Annotated in this window: 15 protein-coding genes and 1 riboswitch; of the genes, 5 read left to right on the top strand and 10 right to left on the bottom strand. The window is 66.4% G+C overall.

What is annotated here, in order from left to right; translation table 11 throughout:
* Positions 1-62 precede the first annotated feature (62 nt).
* Genes glyS through ACSR1C_RS08425 form a run of 3 tightly spaced genes read right to left on the bottom strand, consistent with a single transcriptional unit; the run spans position 63 to position 3,768 of the window.
* Positions 63-2,318, bottom strand: a complete 2,256-nt coding sequence (glyS, locus tag ACSR1C_RS08435; protein ID WP_460258617.1) for a glycine--tRNA ligase subunit beta — start codon at positions 2,316-2,318, stop codon at positions 63-65.
* Entirely contained in the window at positions 2,318-2,848 is a 531-nt protein-coding gene (locus tag ACSR1C_RS08430; RefSeq protein WP_460258618.1) for a DUF6446 family protein, read from the bottom strand. Before ACSR1C_RS08430 ends, glyS begins: the two co-directional genes overlap by 1 nt.
* Positions 2,845-3,768 (bottom strand): glycine--tRNA ligase subunit alpha, encoded by a 924-nt coding sequence (locus tag ACSR1C_RS08425; protein ID WP_460258619.1) that lies wholly within the window; start codon positions 3,766-3,768, stop codon positions 2,845-2,847. The genes ACSR1C_RS08430 and ACSR1C_RS08425 overlap by 4 nt, the downstream gene beginning before the upstream one ends.
* Before the next feature lie 160 nt (positions 3,769-3,928).
* Between ACSR1C_RS08425 and ACSR1C_RS08420 the strand changes: the two genes are divergently transcribed.
* A complete protein-coding gene (locus ACSR1C_RS08420; RefSeq protein WP_460258620.1) occupies positions 3,929-5,653 on the top strand; it encodes a serine protease in 1,725 nt (574 codons plus the stop codon).
* A gap of 7 nt (positions 5,654-5,660) precedes the next feature.
* On the opposite strand, the gene ACSR1C_RS08415 is transcribed toward ACSR1C_RS08420, so the two are convergent.
* Positions 5,661-7,109, bottom strand: a complete 1,449-nt coding sequence (locus ACSR1C_RS08415; protein WP_460258621.1) for a TrkH family potassium uptake protein — start codon at positions 7,107-7,109, stop codon at positions 5,661-5,663.
* 32 nt (positions 7,110-7,141) lie between these two features.
* Positions 7,142-8,083: a hypothetical protein gene (locus tag ACSR1C_RS08410; protein WP_460258622.1), complete on the bottom strand. Its 942-nt coding sequence runs from the start codon at positions 8,081-8,083 to the stop codon at positions 7,142-7,144.
* Positions 8,084-8,158: 75 nt separating this feature from the next.
* On the opposite strand from ACSR1C_RS08410, the gene ACSR1C_RS08405 reads away from it, so the two are divergent.
* Entirely contained in the window at positions 8,159-8,650 is a 492-nt protein-coding gene (locus tag ACSR1C_RS08405; RefSeq protein ID WP_460258623.1) for a MarR family winged helix-turn-helix transcriptional regulator, read from the top strand.
* A gap of 35 nt (positions 8,651-8,685) precedes the next feature.
* Here ACSR1C_RS08405 and metZ read toward each other — a convergent pair whose 3' ends face one another.
* Complete coding sequence (gene metZ / locus ACSR1C_RS08400; RefSeq protein WP_460258624.1) at positions 8,686-9,864, bottom strand: O-succinylhomoserine sulfhydrylase; 1,179 nt, start codon at positions 9,862-9,864, stop codon at positions 8,686-8,688.
* Positions 9,865-9,916: 52 nt separating this feature from the next.
* Positions 9,917-9,994, bottom strand: a riboswitch (SAM riboswitch).
* Between the two features lie 117 nt (positions 9,995-10,111).
* Here metZ and ACSR1C_RS08395 point away from each other — a divergent pair.
* A complete protein-coding gene (locus ACSR1C_RS08395; RefSeq protein WP_460258625.1) occupies positions 10,112-11,041 on the top strand; it encodes an alpha/beta hydrolase in 930 nt (309 codons plus the stop codon).
* Between the two features lie 20 nt (positions 11,042-11,061).
* Positions 11,062-11,769 carry a glutathione S-transferase N-terminal domain-containing protein gene (locus ACSR1C_RS08390; RefSeq protein WP_460258626.1) on the top strand — a complete coding sequence of 236 codons (708 nt, stop codon included), beginning with the start codon at positions 11,062-11,064 and terminating at the stop codon, positions 11,767-11,769.
* A gap of 206 nt (positions 11,770-11,975) precedes the next feature.
* On the opposite strand, the gene ACSR1C_RS08385 is transcribed toward ACSR1C_RS08390, so the two are convergent.
* The 4 genes from ACSR1C_RS08385 to ftsY are packed head-to-tail and all read right to left on the bottom strand — an operon-like array spanning position 11,976 to position 15,220.
* Positions 11,976-12,596, bottom strand: a complete 621-nt coding sequence (locus tag ACSR1C_RS08385) for an inner membrane-spanning protein YciB (protein WP_460258627.1) — start codon at positions 12,594-12,596, stop codon at positions 11,976-11,978.
* Positions 12,593-13,495: an EamA family transporter gene (locus tag ACSR1C_RS08380; protein ID WP_460258628.1), complete on the bottom strand. Its 903-nt coding sequence runs from the start codon at positions 13,493-13,495 to the stop codon at positions 12,593-12,595. Before ACSR1C_RS08380 ends, ACSR1C_RS08385 begins: the two co-directional genes overlap by 4 nt.
* Positions 13,492-13,887: a GNAT family N-acetyltransferase gene (locus tag ACSR1C_RS08375; RefSeq protein ID WP_460258629.1), complete on the bottom strand. Its 396-nt coding sequence runs from the start codon at positions 13,885-13,887 to the stop codon at positions 13,492-13,494. Before ACSR1C_RS08375 ends, ACSR1C_RS08380 begins: the two co-directional genes overlap by 4 nt.
* A complete protein-coding gene (ftsY, locus tag ACSR1C_RS08370; protein WP_460258630.1) occupies positions 13,880-15,220 on the bottom strand; it encodes a signal recognition particle-docking protein FtsY in 1,341 nt (446 codons plus the stop codon). Before ftsY ends, ACSR1C_RS08375 begins: the two co-directional genes overlap by 8 nt.
* A 54-nt stretch (positions 15,221-15,274) precedes the next feature.
* Here ftsY and ACSR1C_RS08365 point away from each other — a divergent pair, with 54 nt between their 5' ends.
* On the top strand, positions 15,275-16,420 hold the full coding sequence (locus ACSR1C_RS08365) for an alkane 1-monooxygenase (protein WP_460258631.1): 1,146 nt from the start codon (positions 15,275-15,277) through the stop codon (positions 16,418-16,420).
* The last annotated feature ends 34 nt before the right edge of the window (positions 16,421-16,454 follow it).

The following is a 16,454-nucleotide window of genomic DNA, read 5'->3' as shown; positions in this document are numbered from 1 at the left end:
CCTGTTGCCGCGCAGGATACGCCGATCCCGCCACTTGGCAAGCACCGCGTTGCGTCGTGCGGCTATCCTTCGATCCGGGTCAGATCAGCCACCTGCAGACAGGTTTCGCGGATTCGGTGCAACAGGTTCAGACGGTTGCGGCGCACCACCTGATTGTCGGTATTCACCTGCACCGATTCGAAAAACCCGTCGATCGGGGCGCGCAGATCGGCCATCGCCGCCATCGCCGCTGCGAAATCCTCGGCCTCGACCGCTGCGGCGATCACGCCTTCGGCCCGGTCAAGCGCCGCGAACAGCGTTTTTTCGCTGTCCTCTTCGGCGAATTTCACATCGGCGCCAAAGCGATATTCGACCCCATCGTTTTCTTCGGCCTGGATCAGGATGTTGTTGGCACGGCGGAAACCCTGCACCAGATTGTCGCCATCCTCGGTCGCCAGGAACGCGCCCAGCGCCCCGGCCCGCTTGACCAGCAGGGTCAGATCGTCGCTGCCGGGCATTGCCACGCAGGCGTCGATCACGTCATGGCGAATGCCTTCGCCCTTCAGATGCACCTTCAGCCGGTCATGGAAAAAGGCCAGCAGATCGTCGCTCATCGCGGGCAGCGAGGCGCGCAGATCCGATAACCAGGTGCCGTCTTCGACCTCGAAAGGTTCCTCCGTCTCGCCGCTCAGCTTGTCCAGAACCGCGTGGAAGGCCGCGCCGAACACGCCGTGATGGGCAATCGCATCGACCATGTGGCTCATGAAATACACCTCGCGCTCTTCGGCGGTATCGGTGCTCAGCGCGATGGTGTGGGTCAGAAGCTGCATGTCGATCAGCCGCTCCAGCCCGATGCGCAGATCATTGCCCAGAACGGTGCGGATGATGCCCAGCGCGGCGCGGCGCAGCGCGAAGGGATCCTTGCTGCCGGTCGGTTTTTCATCAATCGCCCAAAACCCGGTCAGCGTGTCCAGCTTGTCGGCCAGCGACACCGCGACCGAGACCGGGTTCACCGGCAGATCGTCCGAAGGGCCCAGCGGCTTGTAATGCATCTCGGCCGCGGCGGCGATGGCCGCGTCCAGCCCGGCCACTTCGGCGTAATAACGGCCCATGGTGCCTTGCAGTTCCGGGAATTCATAAACCATTTCCGAGGCCAGATCGGCCTTGGCAACCTCGGCCGCGGTCTGTGCCTGATCGGGATCGGCCCCCACCAGCGGCGCGATCTTGCGCGCCAGCATGGCGATACGCCCGACCCGCGCGCCCTGGGTGCCAAGCTGATTGTGGAACGTGACCTTTTCCAGCTTGTCCAGCCATGCGCCCATGCCCGCCCGCGCCACGCGCAGATCGTTTTCCCAAAAGAACTTGGCGTCCGACAGCCGGGCCGACAGCACCTTCTGGTTGCCCTCAAGGATGGTGGTGCCGTTGTCGGCGGTTTCGCGGTTGGCGACGGTGACGAATTTCACGATCCGTCCGGTTTTCGGCGCCCGGACCGAAAAGAATTTCTGATGCTCTTTCATCGAGGTTTGCAAAACCTCGGGCGGCAGGTTCAGAAACGCGCCGTCGATGGAGCCCATCAACACCACCGGCCATTCGACCAGCCCGGCGACCTCGGTCAGCAGGGCCTTGTCCTCGACCACTTCCAGCCCTTGGGCGAAGGCCATGTTGGTGGCATCGTGCCAGATATGCGCGGCCCGCTCGGCGGGGTCGATCATCACCTTGGCCTGTTTCAGCTTGGCGGCGTAATCGTCGAACGAAGTCACCGTGATCGGCCCCGGCGCCATGAAGCGGTGGCCCTGCGTGGTGGCACCCGCGCCGATCCCGTCGATCTGCATCGGCACCACCTGGGCGCCGGCCTCGTCGGTCAGAAGGCACAGGATCGAATGCAGCGGCCGGACCCAGCGCAAGGTGCCGCTGCCCCAGCGCATGGATTTGGGCCAGGGGAAATTGCGGATCACGCCCTCCAGCACCTCGGCCACGATCTGCGCCGCCGGGCGGCCGGCCTTCTCGATCACGGCGAAATAGACCTGGCCCTTCTTGTCGTCGCGGGTCTGCAACTGATCAAGGGTCAGGCCGGTGGCGCGCAGAAACCCGTCCAGCGCCTTTTGCGGTGCGTCGGTGCGCGGACCCTTGCGCTCTTCGCGCAGGGTCGGGCTTTCGGCGCTCAGCCCCTCGATGGTCAGCGTCAACCGGCGCGGCGTCGAAAACGCGGCAGCCGAGGCATAGGTCAGCCCCGCCTCGACCAAGCCATCGGTCATCCGCGATTTCAGATCCTCGCGCGCGCGGGCTTGCATCCGGGCCGGGATTTCCTCGGAGAAGAGTTCAATCAGCAGATCGGGCATCAGTCAGTCTCCGGCGGGGTTGGGCAGCCTTCGGGCGCGGGCTTGCCGTCATAGACGACTTCGCCGCAATGGTTCATCTGGTTCCAGGCATAGGCGCGGCCATCGGGAAAGACCGCGATCACCCGGTCCACGCCATAGGTGATGTTCGCCTGCCCCAGAAACGCCACCGCATCGCCGGTTTCCAGCGCCTCGCCGATCGCGACCGCATCGAAGCAGCCGAACTGGCGCGGCGCCACCAGCGGCACCGGCGTTTCATAGATCACATAGGTTTCCGACAGCGTCGCAACAGAGGTGGGCATGGTGAAACAGGCCCGGAACCGCAATGGCGAGGTGTCGGCGTCGATGCCTTCGAACCCGTCGGACGGCACCAGTTCCGGCGCGCCGCCGATCAGCGCGGTCAGATAGACATCGGCGGCCGGATCCGCGGGCGCGACCGGAGCGTAATAGGCGTATTCCTGCGTGTAATACAGCCCCACCCCCGCGATCACGGCGGCCAGAACGATCACGATCGCCAGTATCTTGCCGGTCAATCCAGTGCCCCCCCGGCCTCGGTCTGCACGAACGCATCGGCGCAGCGCTTGGCCAGCGCCCGCACCCGACCGATATAGGCCTGACGCTCGGTCACCGAAATCACCCCGCGCGCATCCAGCAGGTTGAACAGATGGCTGGCCTTGATGCACTGGTCATAGGCCGGGTGCGCCATCACGATGCGCTTGCCGGTCTTGGGGTCGTCATGCGGATGGGCCAGGATCGCCTCGCATTCGGCCTCGGCATCCTCGAAATGACGCAACAGCATCTCGGTTTCGGCCACGTCGAAGTTGAAGCGGCTGTATTCCTGTTCGGTCTGGCGGAAGATGTCGCCATAGCTCAGGGCAATCGGCGCGTCGGGGTCGTTGAACGGCATGTCCATGACGTGATCGACGCCCAGCACATACATCGCCAGACGTTCCAGCCCGTAGGTCAGCTCGCCCGCGACGGGTTTGCAGTCATGGCCGCCGACCTGCTGGAAATAGGTGAACTGCGACACTTCCATGCCGTCGCACCAGACCTCCCAGCCCAGTCCCCAGGCACCCAGCGTCGGGCTTTCCCAGTCATCTTCGACAAAGCGGATGTCGTGCAGGGCCATGTCGATGCCGATCGCCTCCAGGCTGCCCAGATACAGCGCCTGCAGATCGGGCGGGCTGGGTTTGATCAGCACCTGATACTGGTAATAATGCTGCAACCGGTTGGGGTTTTCGCCATAGCGCCCGTCGGTCGGCCGGCGCGAGGGTTGCACATAGGCCGCGGCCCAGGGTCGGCTGCCCAGCGCGCGCAGCGTGGTGGCCGGGTGAAACGTGCCGGCGCCCACCTCCATGTCATAGGGTTGCAGCACCGCACAGCCCTTGGCCGCCCAGTAATTCTGCAACCGCAGGATGATGTCCTGAAAACTCCGGGGTTTACTGTCGTTCATCGTCCTCGACCCGCTGAAGGGAAACAGCGTCTCAATAGGCAAGCGGGGCGGCAGGGTCAATCCGGGCGCCCCCGGATTATTGACGTGCAAAGCGGCAGGGCTTTGATACGTTTCAACCTGGATTCGCCGCAAGGCGCAGAAAGCAGGGGCAAAAAGGGTAATGCGTAAGGTTCTTTCCATCATCTGTGTAATTTTCGTCTGGGCCCTGCCCGCCGTCGCGCAGGAAAAGGTCTGGCTTCAGATCGAGGCACAGCCGACCCTGCGCGAGGCGCAGGACCGCGCCCGCGCCTATGCCGGCAGTTTCACCGATGTGAACGGGTTTCAATTGCGCTCGGGCTGGTATGCGATCGCGCTTGGCCCCTATTCCACCACCGAGGCCCCGACCAGGCTGGGCGAGCTGCGCCGCTATGGCCAGGTGCCGCGCGACGCCTATATATCGGACGGTGGTAATTTCCGTCAGCAGTTCTGGCCGGTGGGCGCCGCCCGGACCCCGACCGCCCAGCCCGACGCCCCCGTCACCGCGCCGCCTGCGACCCAAACCGTCCTGCCCGCGCCCCAGTTGGACGAAACCCCGGCCCAGGCGCGGCGGTCCGAACGCGACCTGACCCGCGAACAGCGCGAGTTGCTGCAGGAAGCGCTGAAATGGGAAGGCTTCTATGCGTCCGCCATCGACGGCGCCTTCGGCCCCGGCACCCGCAACGCGATGGCCGCCTATCAGGCCGCGATGGGCGATGCGCCCACCGGCATCCTGACCACCCGCCAGCGTGACAGGCTGGTGACGCAATATCGCGCCGCCTTTGCCGCGCTGGGGCTGAAAACCGTCGAGGACAGCGCCGCCGGCATCCGCATCACCCTGCCCGCCGCGATGGTTGCCTTCACCAGCTACGAGCCGCCCTTCGTACATTACGACAGCGTGGGGGACAGCGGCGTCCGGGTTCTGCTGATCAGCCAGAAAGGCGATCAGAACACGTTGTTCGGCCTCTACGACATCATGCAGACGCTGGAAATCGTGCCGCTGACCGGCCCGCGCGAGCGGCAGAACAACTGGTTCGAGCTGACCGGCCAGAACGCCACCCTGCACTCCTATACCTATGCCGCGCTGCGGGACGGGATGATCAAGGGCTTTACCCTGATCTGGCCCCCCGCCGACGAAAAGCGGATGACCCGCGTCGCCCAGATCATGCGCGACAGCTTCGAGCCGTTCGGCGGTGCGCTGGACGAAACCCTGGGCGCGCCGGGGGCCGAGCAAAGCGTCGACCTGTTGTCGGGGCTCGATATCCGCCGCGCCGACCGCACCCGCAGCGGGTTCTATGTGGACGGGGCCGGGCTGGTGCTGACCACGGCGGATGTGCTGGACCAGTGCCAGCGCATCACCATTGGCGACGACACCGAGGCCGAGGTGACCGCGCGCGACGACACCCTGGGCCTGATCGTGCTGCACCCGCGCCAGCGCCTGGCGCCGATGGCCTATGCCGCGTTTCAGACCGGCGTGCCGCGCCTGCAATCCGAGGTGGCCGTCGCCGGGTTTTCCTATGGCGACGCGCTGGACCTGCCGGTGATGACCTATGGCACCCTGGCCGACCTCAAGGGGCTGGCAGGCGAGGACGGCCTGAACCGGCTGGCCCTGTCGGCGCTGCCGGGCGACGCGGGCGGCCCGGTCTTCGATCAAAGCGGTGCGGTGATGGGAATGCTGCTGCCGCACCAGACCGGCGCGCGGCAACTGCCCGGCGATGTCAGCTTTGCCGCCACGGTGCCGGCGATCGCGGATTTCCTGTCGGCCAATGGCGTGCAGATGGCGGCCTCGGACCGGGGCGGCCAGATCGATCCGGTGGATCTGGCGGCGCTGGCCGCGGACATGACCGTGCTGGTGTCGTGCTGGAACTGACGGTGCGTCAGTCGCGCCAGAACTGGACCGTCAGGATCGCATAAACCGCCAGCAGTTCCAGCCGGCCGATCAGCATGGCAAAGGCCAGCAGCCACTTGGCGGTGTCGTTGAGGGTGGCGAAATTGCCCGCCGGGCCGATCGTGCCGCCCAGGCCGGGGCCGATATTGGCCAGCGCCGTCGCCGCCCCCGACACGGCGGTGACGAAATCCAGCCCGGTCAGCGCCAGCAGCACCGACAGCACGCCCAGGCTGACCACGAACAGCACGAAGAACGCCATGACCGAGGACAGCACATCCTCGGACACCGGGCGCCCGTCATAGCGCGGGGTGAACATCCCGTGCGGCGCATAGATCCGCCGGATCTGCGACCGGATCGAGGCAAACAGAAGCTGAAACCGGAACACCTTGATCGAACAACAGGTGGATCCCGCGCAACCGCCGATCAGCCCGATGAAAAAGAAGATCACCACCGGGAACGCGCCCCAAAGCTGATAATCCACGCTGGCATAGCCAGTACCGGTCATGATCGAGGTCACGTTGAAGATGCCCTCGCGGAACGCATGTTCCAGGTGGTCGTCATTGGCCACCACCCGGTAGGCGGCGATCACCACCACCAGCACCCCGATCGTGCTCAGAAAGACGCGCACCTGGCTGTCGCGCAGGATCGGACGCGACTGGCCCCCCATGATCTGGACGTAGCGCACGAACGGCAGGCTGGCCAGAACCATGAAGACCGAGGCGACATATTCCGTCGGCCCCTGAAACGTGCCGAACGAGGCGTCATAGGTCGAAAACCCGCCCGTCGACAGCGTCGTCAGCGCATGGTTCAGCGCGTCGAAACTGCCCATCCCCACCAGCATATAAGCGACATAGCACAACGCGGTCAGAAACACATAAACCACCGAAATGCGCGCCGCGATCTGGGCCGCGCGCGGCAGCACCTTGCCGCCGGTGTCGAACGCCTCTGACCGGAAGATCTGCATCCCGCCCACCTTCAGCTCGGGCAGGAACACCATCGCCACCACGATGATGCCGATCCCGCCGAACCATTGCAGCATCGAGCGCCACAGCAACAGCCCCGCAGGCAGCGCATCCAGCCCCGAAAAAACCGTGGCGCCGGTGGTGGTCATGCCCGACATCGCCTCGAAAAACGCATCGACCACCCGCGCGTCGGTGGCGCCGATCATGAACGGGATCGACCCGAACACCGGCAGGATCAGCCATACCCCCGTGGTCAGCAGAAAGGTCTGTTGCAGGGTCAGCCCGGCCTGCACACCGTTGGACGAGGCCAGCGCCAGCACGCCGCCGGTCAGTACCGACAGGATCGCCGCCTCCAGAAAAACCGACCATTCGCCGTTGCCCAGCCACAGATCGACAGCCATCGGCAACAGCATCGTCCCCCCCAAAACGGACACGAGCAGGCCAATGACATATCCGACGGGGCGCAGGTCAATCATGAGCGCAGGCTTGGCCGTCCGGCGCGGCGCTGTCAAGCATCAGCCGCGCGGTGAAAGAGTACAAGCCCCACTCCGAAGAACAGCGCCGACAGCGGCGCCGCGGGGGGCAGCGCCTCGCCCATCGCGGCGGCGATGCCCGCGCCGACCAGCGCCGCAACGCTGCCCAGCTGGCTCAGATAGACCGGCCCCGCGACATGCTGAAGCCGGAAATAGGCGACATACTGGATGCAGAACAGGGCGATGTTGAGCGCCACCAGCAGCCGCAGACCCGGATCGCGCCACAACAGCGCCGCCCCGGTACCTTCGCGCGCGATCGCCAGCGGCAGCACCAGAACCGCGGCCAGCACCAGCATCAGCCCCGCCAGCAGCACCGGCTGCGCGCCGGCGGGCCAGAACCGGGTGCGATAAAGATTGCCCAGCGCAATGAACAGCGGAACAGCACTGGCCAGCGCGATCCAGCCCGCGCCGGCGGCGGCGGGGCCATCCTGCCCGAACTTCGACAGCGCCAGCAGAACACCGCCCGCCAAAGCCGCGACAACCCCCGCCAGCCGGGCGGGGCGGAACCGGTCCATGCCCACCGCCAGTGCCATCAGATAGGTCAGCAACAGCGGAAAGGCGAAGGTCAGCGACAGATAGCCCGCCCCGACATGCGCCACGGCCAGATAACCCATCGCATTGGGCAGCGCCATGAAGGCCCCCGCCCCGGCACCATAGGCCAGCAGCGGCGCCCAGCGGCCCCGCGCCCGCCCCGGCATCTGACCCAACACCCGGGCCAGCATCAGCAGGCACAGCCCCGCGCCGCCCATCACCGCCACCAGAAAGGACAGGATCGGCGCGTCCCGCGCGGCAGCGACGCCCGACAGAATGATACTCAGCGCCAGCAGGCTGCCGGTCAGAACCAGCAGGCCAAGGGCGGACAGGAAAGAGCGGGCCGCGTCGGCATCTGGCCGCGCGGCAATCCGGGGGGACGCCATTGGAGAGGCTCCTGTGATGTGGTAAGATTTATCTTGATGAAAAGTATCTTTATGTCAAGATAAATGGAGCAAAGGATGGACCGAGCCTCGCGCGCGGCGATGCAATGGCGGGCGGAATGCCCCGAAATGGACCTGCTGCCGATGGAGTTGCTGGGGCGGCTGGCCGAAACCGCGCTGGTGATCGAGCGTCAGCATCTGGCGCCGGTCTTTGCCCAATTCGGCCTGCAAGGCGGCGAATTCGACGTGCTGGCCGCGCTGCGCCGGTCGGGCGCGCCCTATGCGCTCAGCCCATCCGCGCTGTTCGACGTCACGATGATGTCATCGGGGGGCATGACCGCACGGATCGACCGGCTGGAAAAGGCCGGGCTGGTCGCCCGCCGCCCCAACCCGGCGGACCGGCGCGGCACCCTGGTCGGACTGACCGACGCGGGCCGCACCCTGATCGACCAGGCGGTGACGGCGCATCTGGCCAATGAGGCGCAGATCGTCGGCGTGCTCAGCCGGACAGAACAAGACACCCTGTCGGAACTGCTGAAAAAGCTTCTGGGCGGGTTGCCCGGCACCTGACGCCGCCCCCACCCCGGCGCAGATGCCCGCACGCGTCAGATCGCTGCCAGCGCCGCCTGCATATCGGCCAGCAGATCGCCCGCATCCTCCAGCCCGACCGACACCCGCACCAGCCCCGGTGAAATGCCCAGAATCGCCTTCTGATCCTCGGGCAGGCGCTGATGCGTGGTCGTCGCGGGATGGGTCACCAGGCTTTTCGCATCGCCCAGATTGTTGGAAATCGTGAAAAGGTCCAAAGCGTTGAGGAACCTGAACGCCGCCTTCTGCCCGCCGGCCAGTTCCAGCGCGAACACGGTGCCGCCCGCCCCCATCTGCGCCATCGCCAGATCGTGCTGCGGGTGCGCGGCCAGCCCCGGATACAATACCCGCGACAGCGCGGCGTGCCCTTCCAGTGCGTCGGCCAGAATTTGCGTCGTCTCCACCTGCGCCCGCACCCGCAGATCCAGCGTTTCCAACCCCTTGAGCATCACCCAGGCGTTGAACGGGCTCAGCGCGCCGCCGGTGTGCTTCAGGTACGGCTCCAGCGTGCCACGGATATAATCCTTCGATCCCAGCACAACGCCACCCAGACAGCGCCCCTGCCCGTCGATATGCTTGGTCGCGGAATAGACCACCACATCCGCGCCCTGCGCCAGCGCATCGGAATAGACCGGGGTGGCAAAGACGTTATCGACGACCACCAGCGCACCCACCGCATGGGCCAGATCGGACACCGCCCGGATATCAATGACTTCCAGTGTGGGGTTCGAAACGGATTCGAAGAACACCGCCTTGGTGCCGGGGGTCAGCGCGGCCTTCCACTGGTCCAGATCGGTACCGTCGACGATGGTGATCGACACGCCGAACCGGCCCAGCACCTCCTCCAGGATATACAGGCACGACCCGAACAGCGCCCGCGCGGCGACCACATGATCACCCGCCCGCAACAGCGAGGTCAGCGCGCCGTTCACGGCGGCCATGCCCGACGCGGTAGCAAAGGCATCCTCGGCCCCTTCCAGCGCGGCGATCCGCTCCTCGAACATGCGCACGGTGGGGTTGCCGTAGCGGGCATAGATGAATTCATCCTCGCCCAACGCGACGAACCGGGCCTCGGCCTGTTCGGCGGTGTCATAGACAAAGCCCTGGGTCAGAAAGATCGCCTCGGCCACCTCGCCATACTGGCTGCGGCGCGTGCCGGCATGGACCTGCTTAGTCCGCTTGCTCCAATTCATCATCCGCGCCGTCCTTTCGCGCAAAGAAAAACCCCCGACCGGCAAAAGGCGGGGGTGCGCTGCATCCCGAACCTCTTTAGCGGAATGTTTAACGTGGCCCGCAATCCGGTAACAAAGCGCCACAAGGCCGAGCCATAGCGCCGCCCCCTGTCGCCGTCAAGCCACGTCACGCAGCTGTAACACCGGCTTCATGCTGCTGTCGTATGGCTGGCTTACCTGCTGAACCCAAGATGTAGTGGGAGCTGCCCCAATGCCCCTCGTCCAGGTCAATGCACATAAATCCCTGCCCTTCCCGGCGGCGGGCGGCGATCTGCAGGCAGATCTGGCCCGCGCGCTGCACGATGTCCCGCCCGGCGCGCCGGTCGTGATCCTGCTGCACGGGTTCAAGTTTTCACCGTTCCGCCCGGGCAAAAGCCCGCATGGCCATATCCTGTCGCTGACCCCCGACCGCGACACGCCCAAGGTGATTTCCTGGCCCCGGCATCTGGGCTTTTCCGGAACGCGCCCCGACGAAGGGCTGTGTATCGCCTTCGGGTGGGAAGCCTCGGGTCATATCTGGCGCGCCTACGGCGAAGCCGCCCGCGCCGGCGCGGCCCTGGCCCGGCTGACAGCGGCGATCCGCACCCTGCGCCCCGGCCAGCAGGTCGATCTGCTGGCGCATTCGCTGGGCGCGCGGGTGGCGCTGTCGGCGCTGCCACATATGGCCCCCGGCACGCTGCGCCGCGCGATCCTGATGGCCCCGGCCGAACTGTCCAGCCGCGCCGGTGCGCTGCTCGACACCCCGGCCGGGCACATGGCCGAATTCCTCAACGTCACCAGCCGCGAGAACGACCTGTTCGATTTCCTGCTCGAAGGGGTGATCGTACCGCACCGCCCGCGCGAACGCAGCCTGGGCCACAACGCACCGCTGCATCCCAACTGGTGCGATCTGCAGATCGACCATGCCGATACGCTGGAGACGCTGGCGCGGCTGGGCCACCGCATCGCCCCGCCCGCACGCCGCGTCTGTCACTGGAGCCCCTACCTGCGCCCCGGAATGTTCGGCCTCTACCGCGCCTTTCTGGACGGCAGCCTGCCCCTGGCGGCGCTGCCGCGGGCGCGCAGCCCGCGCTGGTCACGGCTTCTTGCACCGCCGCGCACCGCCTTCCCCTTGCCCTTTGCCGGGAAAGCCCCATCCTGAGGCGCGAAAGGAACGCGCCCATGACACAAACTATCGAGCTGTACTACTGGCCCACACCCAACGGATGGAAGATCACCATCGCGCTGGAGGAAATGGGCCTGCCCTATACCGTGAAGCTGGTGAATATCGGAACGGGCGAACAATTCGCCCCCGATTTCCTGAAAATCGCGCCGAACAACCGGATGCCCGCGATCATCGACCCCGACGGACCCGACGGCGACCCGATCTCGATCTTCGAGTCCGGCGCCATCCTGCAATACCTGGCCCGCAAGACCGGCCAGTTCTGCGGCCCGACCCAACGCGACCGGATCGCGGTGGATCAATGGCTGATGTGGCAGATGGGTGGCCTCGGGCCCATGGCCGGACAGGCGCATCACTTCTTGAAATACGCCCCGGCGATGGATCCGCCCAACGACCTGCCCTATGCCAAGGACCGCTACCGCGCAGAGACCGCCCGCCTGTACGGTGTGCTCGACCGGCAACTGGCGCAGCACGCGTTCGTGGCCGGCGATTTCTTCTCGATCGCCGATATGGCGATCTGGCCCTGGGCCTCGCTTTGGGAAGGGCAGGAACAGGTGCTTGACGACAAGCCGCATATGGCGCGCTGGCTGGATGCGGTGGGCAGCCGCCCCGCGGTGCAAAAGGGGCGCGCGGTGTCCGCCGAGCAGCGCAGCAACCTGCAAGACGACAAGAAGGCACAGGAGGTGCTGTTCAAGCGCCAGACCTGAGCCTTTCGAAATTGCGCGCCTGCGGCGCATGTCTTTGATATGCGCCGCGCGTTACGCGCGGCTGTGCCTCCGGCGGGGATATTTTCGCGAAAAAGAAGCCAGCCCCGGTTTCTTTTCCGTTGAAATATCCTCGCGCCGCAGGCGCGAAACAATCGCACGAAGTGCTGATAAAGCTGTGCGCCCGCAGGCCGCGCCGTTTGACGGGGCTAGCTTTGGTCCCTGTCGGATGCATATTTCTGAAGCAATCCGCCCTGGGTCATGAAGAAGGCGAAGACCGCGATGGTCAGACCGAAGGTCTTGAAATTGACCCAGGTATCGGTGCTCATGCTGCGCCAGATCACCTCATTCAGCACCGCCAGCCCGATGAAGAAGAACATCAGCCGCCGGGTCAGGATCTTCCAGCCCTCGGGCCGCAGCGGCATCATCTCTTCCATCACATATTGCAGATAAGACTGCCCGCGCAGCAGGCCAAAGCCCAGCACGCCGGCGAACAACGTGTAGATCATCGTCGGCTTCATCTTGAAGAACCGGTCGTCGTTCAGCCACACGGTCAGCCCGCCGAAGACCACCACCAGCGCGGCGGTGGCGATCTGCATCTTCGACACATGGCCCGACAGTTTCCACAGCAGCGCCGTGGTCAGCAGGATCAGCGGGATGAACCCGGCGGTGACCAGGATGAATCCTTCATACTCGGATCCGCCGATGCTGAAGCTGCGGTCGCGCAACGCGATATAGCCGGCGAAGAAGGCCAGGATGGGGCCGATCTCCAGCCCCAGTTTCACGATCGGATTGATCTTCTTTTTCTCGGCCATCGGTTCCTCTTTCATGCGCCCATCTCAACTATCACAGCGCCTGCCGCGATCAATGCCATCAGGGCCAGGCGGCGGGGCCCCACGGTTTCTTTCAGCACGATCCAGCCGATCAGCGCCGCGAAAACGGTCGAGGTTTCGCGCAGCACCGCCGCCTCGCCCACCTTGTCGAGCCGCGTGGCCAGCATGACCGACCCGAAACTGCCGTAAGCCACCAGCGCGCCGAGCAGCCCGCGCGCCAGCAGCGGCCCCGGCGCGGGCGGGTGACCCATGGTGCGGTAGCGCAGCAGGGCGATCGCCGGAAAATCCACCGCCGTGATCAGAAAGAACCAGGCCAGAAAGGTGAACGGGTCGGGCGTGGCACGAATGCCGAATGCGTCATAGGTGGTATAAAGCGCCACCAGCGCGCCGGTGCCCACCGCCAGCCACAGCGCCGGCACCAGCGTGGCGCGACCGACATCCACATGGATCAGGTTATAGACCGCCAGTCCGAAAATGCCGGCCAACAGCACCCCAACACCCAGCCATTGCACCCCGGTAAACGTCTCGCCAAACAGCGCATAGGCGCCGATCACCGTGAACAGCGGCCCCATACCGCGCACCACAGGATAAACCACGGTAAAGGCCCCCCGGCTATAGGCCAGCGCCATCCCCATCTTGTAGCTGAAATGGATCGGCAGCGTACCGGCCAGCAGCAGCCATTCATGGCCGCGGGGCAGCGGCACCAGCAACAACGCGATCGGCGCCGACAGCACCAGCAGCCAGATATCGATCGCGCCCCGGGTCAGCCACGGGTCGTGCCGCCCCTTTTGCAACGCCCCGAACACCGCGTGCAGCAGTGCCGCCAGCAGCGCCAGCGACAGGGCCAGCGTGCGGCCCGCATCGGTCCCTTCCAGCGAAACCAGCCAGGCGCTCATGGTACCCGCCGCGCCATGCCGGTCCGGTAGGCGAACCCGGCCTTTTCATACAGCCGCTCGGCGCCCGCGTCGGCGATCAGGCTGATATAGCAGCCCTGTGGCAGGCTGGCGTCGCACCAGCCCAGCAGGCGCGCGACAATCGCCGTGCCGTGGCCCTGCCCCTGATGATCGGGGTGCACCGCCACATCGTTTAGCTGCACGAAACAGGCGCCGTCCCCGGTGACGCGGCCCATGCCGATCAGCCGACCGTCGCCCGCGCGCAGCCAGACGCCGTGCAGCGTGCGTTCAAGGCTGGGCCCGGCGGCGGCGTCGGGAAAGACGCGCATGCCCGTGACGCGGCGCAGGGCCTGAAATTCGCACAAATCGGGGGCCGCGTCGGAAAAATCAGGCATCGACCCCCGCCAGGGCGTTGGCGAAGTCTTCGGGGTCGAAGGGGGCCAGATCGTCGATCTGTTCGCCCACGCCGATGGCATGGATCGGCAGACCGAACCTGTCGGCCAGCGCCACCAGCACCCCGCCCTTGGCGGTGCCGTCCAGCTTGGTCATCACGAGGCCGGTCACATTGGCCAGTTTCTGGAACGTCTCGACCTGGTTCAGCGCGTTCTGCCCCGTCGTCGCGTCCAGCACCAGCAGGGTGTTATGCGGCGCGTCGGGGTCTTTCTTGCGGATCACGCGGACGATCTTGGCCAGTTCTTCCATCAGGTCCTGGCGGTTCTGCAGCCGCCCCGCCGTGTCGATCAGCAACAGATCGGCGCCCTCTTCCTGCGCCCTGGTCATCGCATCATAGGCAAGGCTGGCCGGGTCGGACCCTTCGGGCGCAGTCAGCACCGGCACCCCGGCGCGGTCGCCCCAGACCTGCAACTGTTCGACCGCCGCGGCGCGGAACGTGTCGCCCGCCGCGATCACCACGGTCTTGCCGGCGGCCTTGAACTGGCTGGCCAGCTTGCCGATTGTCGTGGTCTTGCCCGAGCCGTTGACGCCGACCACCAGCACCACCTGCGGCTTGGTCGGGTAAAGCGGCAGCGGCCGGGCCACGGGGTCCATGATCCGGGTGATTTCACCCGCCAGCAGGCGCTTGATCTCGTCCACCGACAGTTTCCGGCCGAACCGGCCTTCGGCCATGTTGGCGGTGACACGCAGGGCGGTGTCGACGCCCATATCGGCGGTGATCAGCAGTTCTTCGAGGCTTTCGAGCATGTCATCGTCGAGCACCCGGCGCTTGACCGTCGCGGGTTCGCCCCGGCCCAGGATGCGGCCCAGAAAGCCGGGCTTCTGCGCCTCGGCGCTGACCTCGATCCCGCCGGGGGAATAGCTGGGGATTTCCTGCGGGAAGGGCTCGGGGCCCGGCTCGGGGAAATCGGGCAGCTCTTGCGGCATGTCGGGCGCGATCGTGTCGCCGCCGGGGACCGGCACGTTCAGCGGCTCGGGCGTGGGCTGCGGTTCGGTCAGGGGTTGCGGCGGCTCCGGCATCGGCTGCGGCGGCTCGGGCGTGGCGGGCACCGGTTCGGGTTCCGGCGCGGGCTGCGGTTCGGGTTCGGGGGCAGGTTCCGGCGTCGGGGCCGGAACCGGCAGGGGCTCGGGTTCGGGCTGCGGTTCAGGTTGTGGCACGGGTACGGGTTCGACCGGCTCCTGCGCGCCGCCCGCGTCGATGATCGCCTCCAACCCCTCTTCGAGTTTCGAAGAGGATTTGAACATGCGGGCCTTGAGCTTGCTGAAAAACGCCATGGGCACCTCCGTTAGCCGTGACTTAATCGCTCTTGCCCCACTATGGAAGGGCAAGTGCCCGCTGCCGGGGCCCCGGGGCTGGCAAATCGGCGCGCCCTGCCGCATGTTGCGGCAACCGCCACAGCCCAAAGTCCCCTGCCGCCGATGTCCGACCGCCGCCCCGTCACCCTGTTCGCTCTCGCCACGCTGGCGCCGCTGCCGTTGCTGGCACTTGGCGCGGCGCAGGGCGGGGTATGGATCGCGCTGGCGCTGATCTATCTGACCGGCCTTGTCTTCGCGCTGGACACGCTGATCGGACGCGCGGCCCCGAACGCGCCCGAGGGATGCGAATTTCCCGCCGCCGACCGACTGTCGGCCACGCTGGCGCTGGCGCATTTCGGACTGTTGGGGGTTGGCGTCTGGGCGGTGTCGGGGGCCAGCGGGCTGGGCGTCGCGGAACGCATCGCCGCCTTCTTTGCCTTCGGGCTGTTTTTCGGGCAGGTCAGCAATTCCAACGCGCATGAGCTGATCCACCGCACGCGCCGCACGCTGTTTGTGCTGGGCAAATGGGTCTATATCTCGCTTCTGTTCGGGCATCACACCTCGGCGCATCGCCATGTGCATCACCGGTTCGTGGCCACGCCCGAGGATCCCAATTCGGCCCGCCCCGGCGAAAGTTTTTACCGCTTCGCGCCGCGCGCCTGGGCGGGGTCGTTCCGCGCGGGCCTGCGCGCCGAAACCGCATTGCGGCAGGCGCACACCCCGCCCCCGCCCGCCTGGACGCACCCCTATGTCAGCTATCTGGGCGGCGCACTGGCGGGGCTGGCGCTGTCGGGGGCGGCGTTCGGCCTGCCCGGCGTCGCGGCGCATCTGGCGCTGGCGGGCTATGCCACGGCGCAGCTGCTGTTGTCGGATTACGTGCAGCATTACGGGCTGCGCCGGCCGCGCGGCGCGGACGGGCGCTATGCCCCGGTGAACGGCCGGCATTCATGGAACGCGCCGCACTGGTTTTCCGGTTATCTGATGCTGAACGCGCCACGCCATTCCGACCACCACGCCCACCCCGCGCGCAAATACCCCGGCCTGCACCTGCCGCCGCCGGAACAGGCGCCCATTCTGCCCCACAGCCTGCCCGCGATGGCCACGCTGGCGCTGATGCCGCGCCTGTGGCGCCGGGTGATGGACCCGCGCGCGGCGCGCTGGCAACAGGACGCCGGGTAACGGCAACGGCACTGGTCTGCGCCGGGGCGCTCTG

Source organism: Actibacterium sp. D185-2, from assembly GCF_054954595.1.
Note: the sequence above shows the minus strand (reverse complement) of the source record. Positions and strands in the feature narration are given on the sequence as shown.

Coding starts and splice junctions, on each gene's coding strand:
- ACSR1C_RS08405 (WP_460258623.1), top strand. CDS start 8,159: ATGGACCGAGCCTCGCGCGCGGCGATGCAATGGCGGGCGGAATGCCCC.
- ACSR1C_RS08425 (WP_460258619.1), bottom strand. CDS start 3,768: ATGAACGACAGTAAACCCCGGAGTTTTCAGGACATCATCCTGCGGTTG.
- metZ (WP_460258624.1), bottom strand. CDS start 9,864: ATGATGAATTGGAGCAAGCGGACTAAGCAGGTCCATGCCGGCACGCGC.
- ACSR1C_RS08420 (WP_460258620.1), top strand. CDS start 3,929: ATGCGTAAGGTTCTTTCCATCATCTGTGTAATTTTCGTCTGGGCCCTG.
- glyS (WP_460258617.1), bottom strand. CDS start 2,318: ATGCCCGATCTGCTGATTGAACTCTTCTCCGAGGAAATCCCGGCCCGG.
- ACSR1C_RS08415 (WP_460258621.1), bottom strand. CDS start 7,109: ATGATTGACCTGCGCCCCGTCGGATATGTCATTGGCCTGCTCGTGTCC.
- ACSR1C_RS08410 (WP_460258622.1), bottom strand. CDS start 8,083: ATGGCGTCCCCCCGGATTGCCGCGCGGCCAGATGCCGACGCGGCCCGC.
- ACSR1C_RS08390 (WP_460258626.1), top strand. CDS start 11,062: ATGACACAAACTATCGAGCTGTACTACTGGCCCACACCCAACGGATGG.
- ACSR1C_RS08385 (WP_460258627.1), bottom strand. CDS start 12,596: ATGAAAGAGGAACCGATGGCCGAGAAAAAGAAGATCAATCCGATCGTG.
- ACSR1C_RS08375 (WP_460258629.1), bottom strand. CDS start 13,887: ATGCCTGATTTTTCCGACGCGGCCCCCGATTTGTGCGAATTTCAGGCC.
- ftsY (WP_460258630.1), bottom strand. CDS start 15,220: ATGGCGTTTTTCAGCAAGCTCAAGGCCCGCATGTTCAAATCCTCTTCG.
- ACSR1C_RS08380 (WP_460258628.1), bottom strand. CDS start 13,495: ATGAGCGCCTGGCTGGTTTCGCTGGAAGGGACCGATGCGGGCCGCACG.
- ACSR1C_RS08395 (WP_460258625.1), top strand. CDS start 10,112: ATGCCCCTCGTCCAGGTCAATGCACATAAATCCCTGCCCTTCCCGGCG.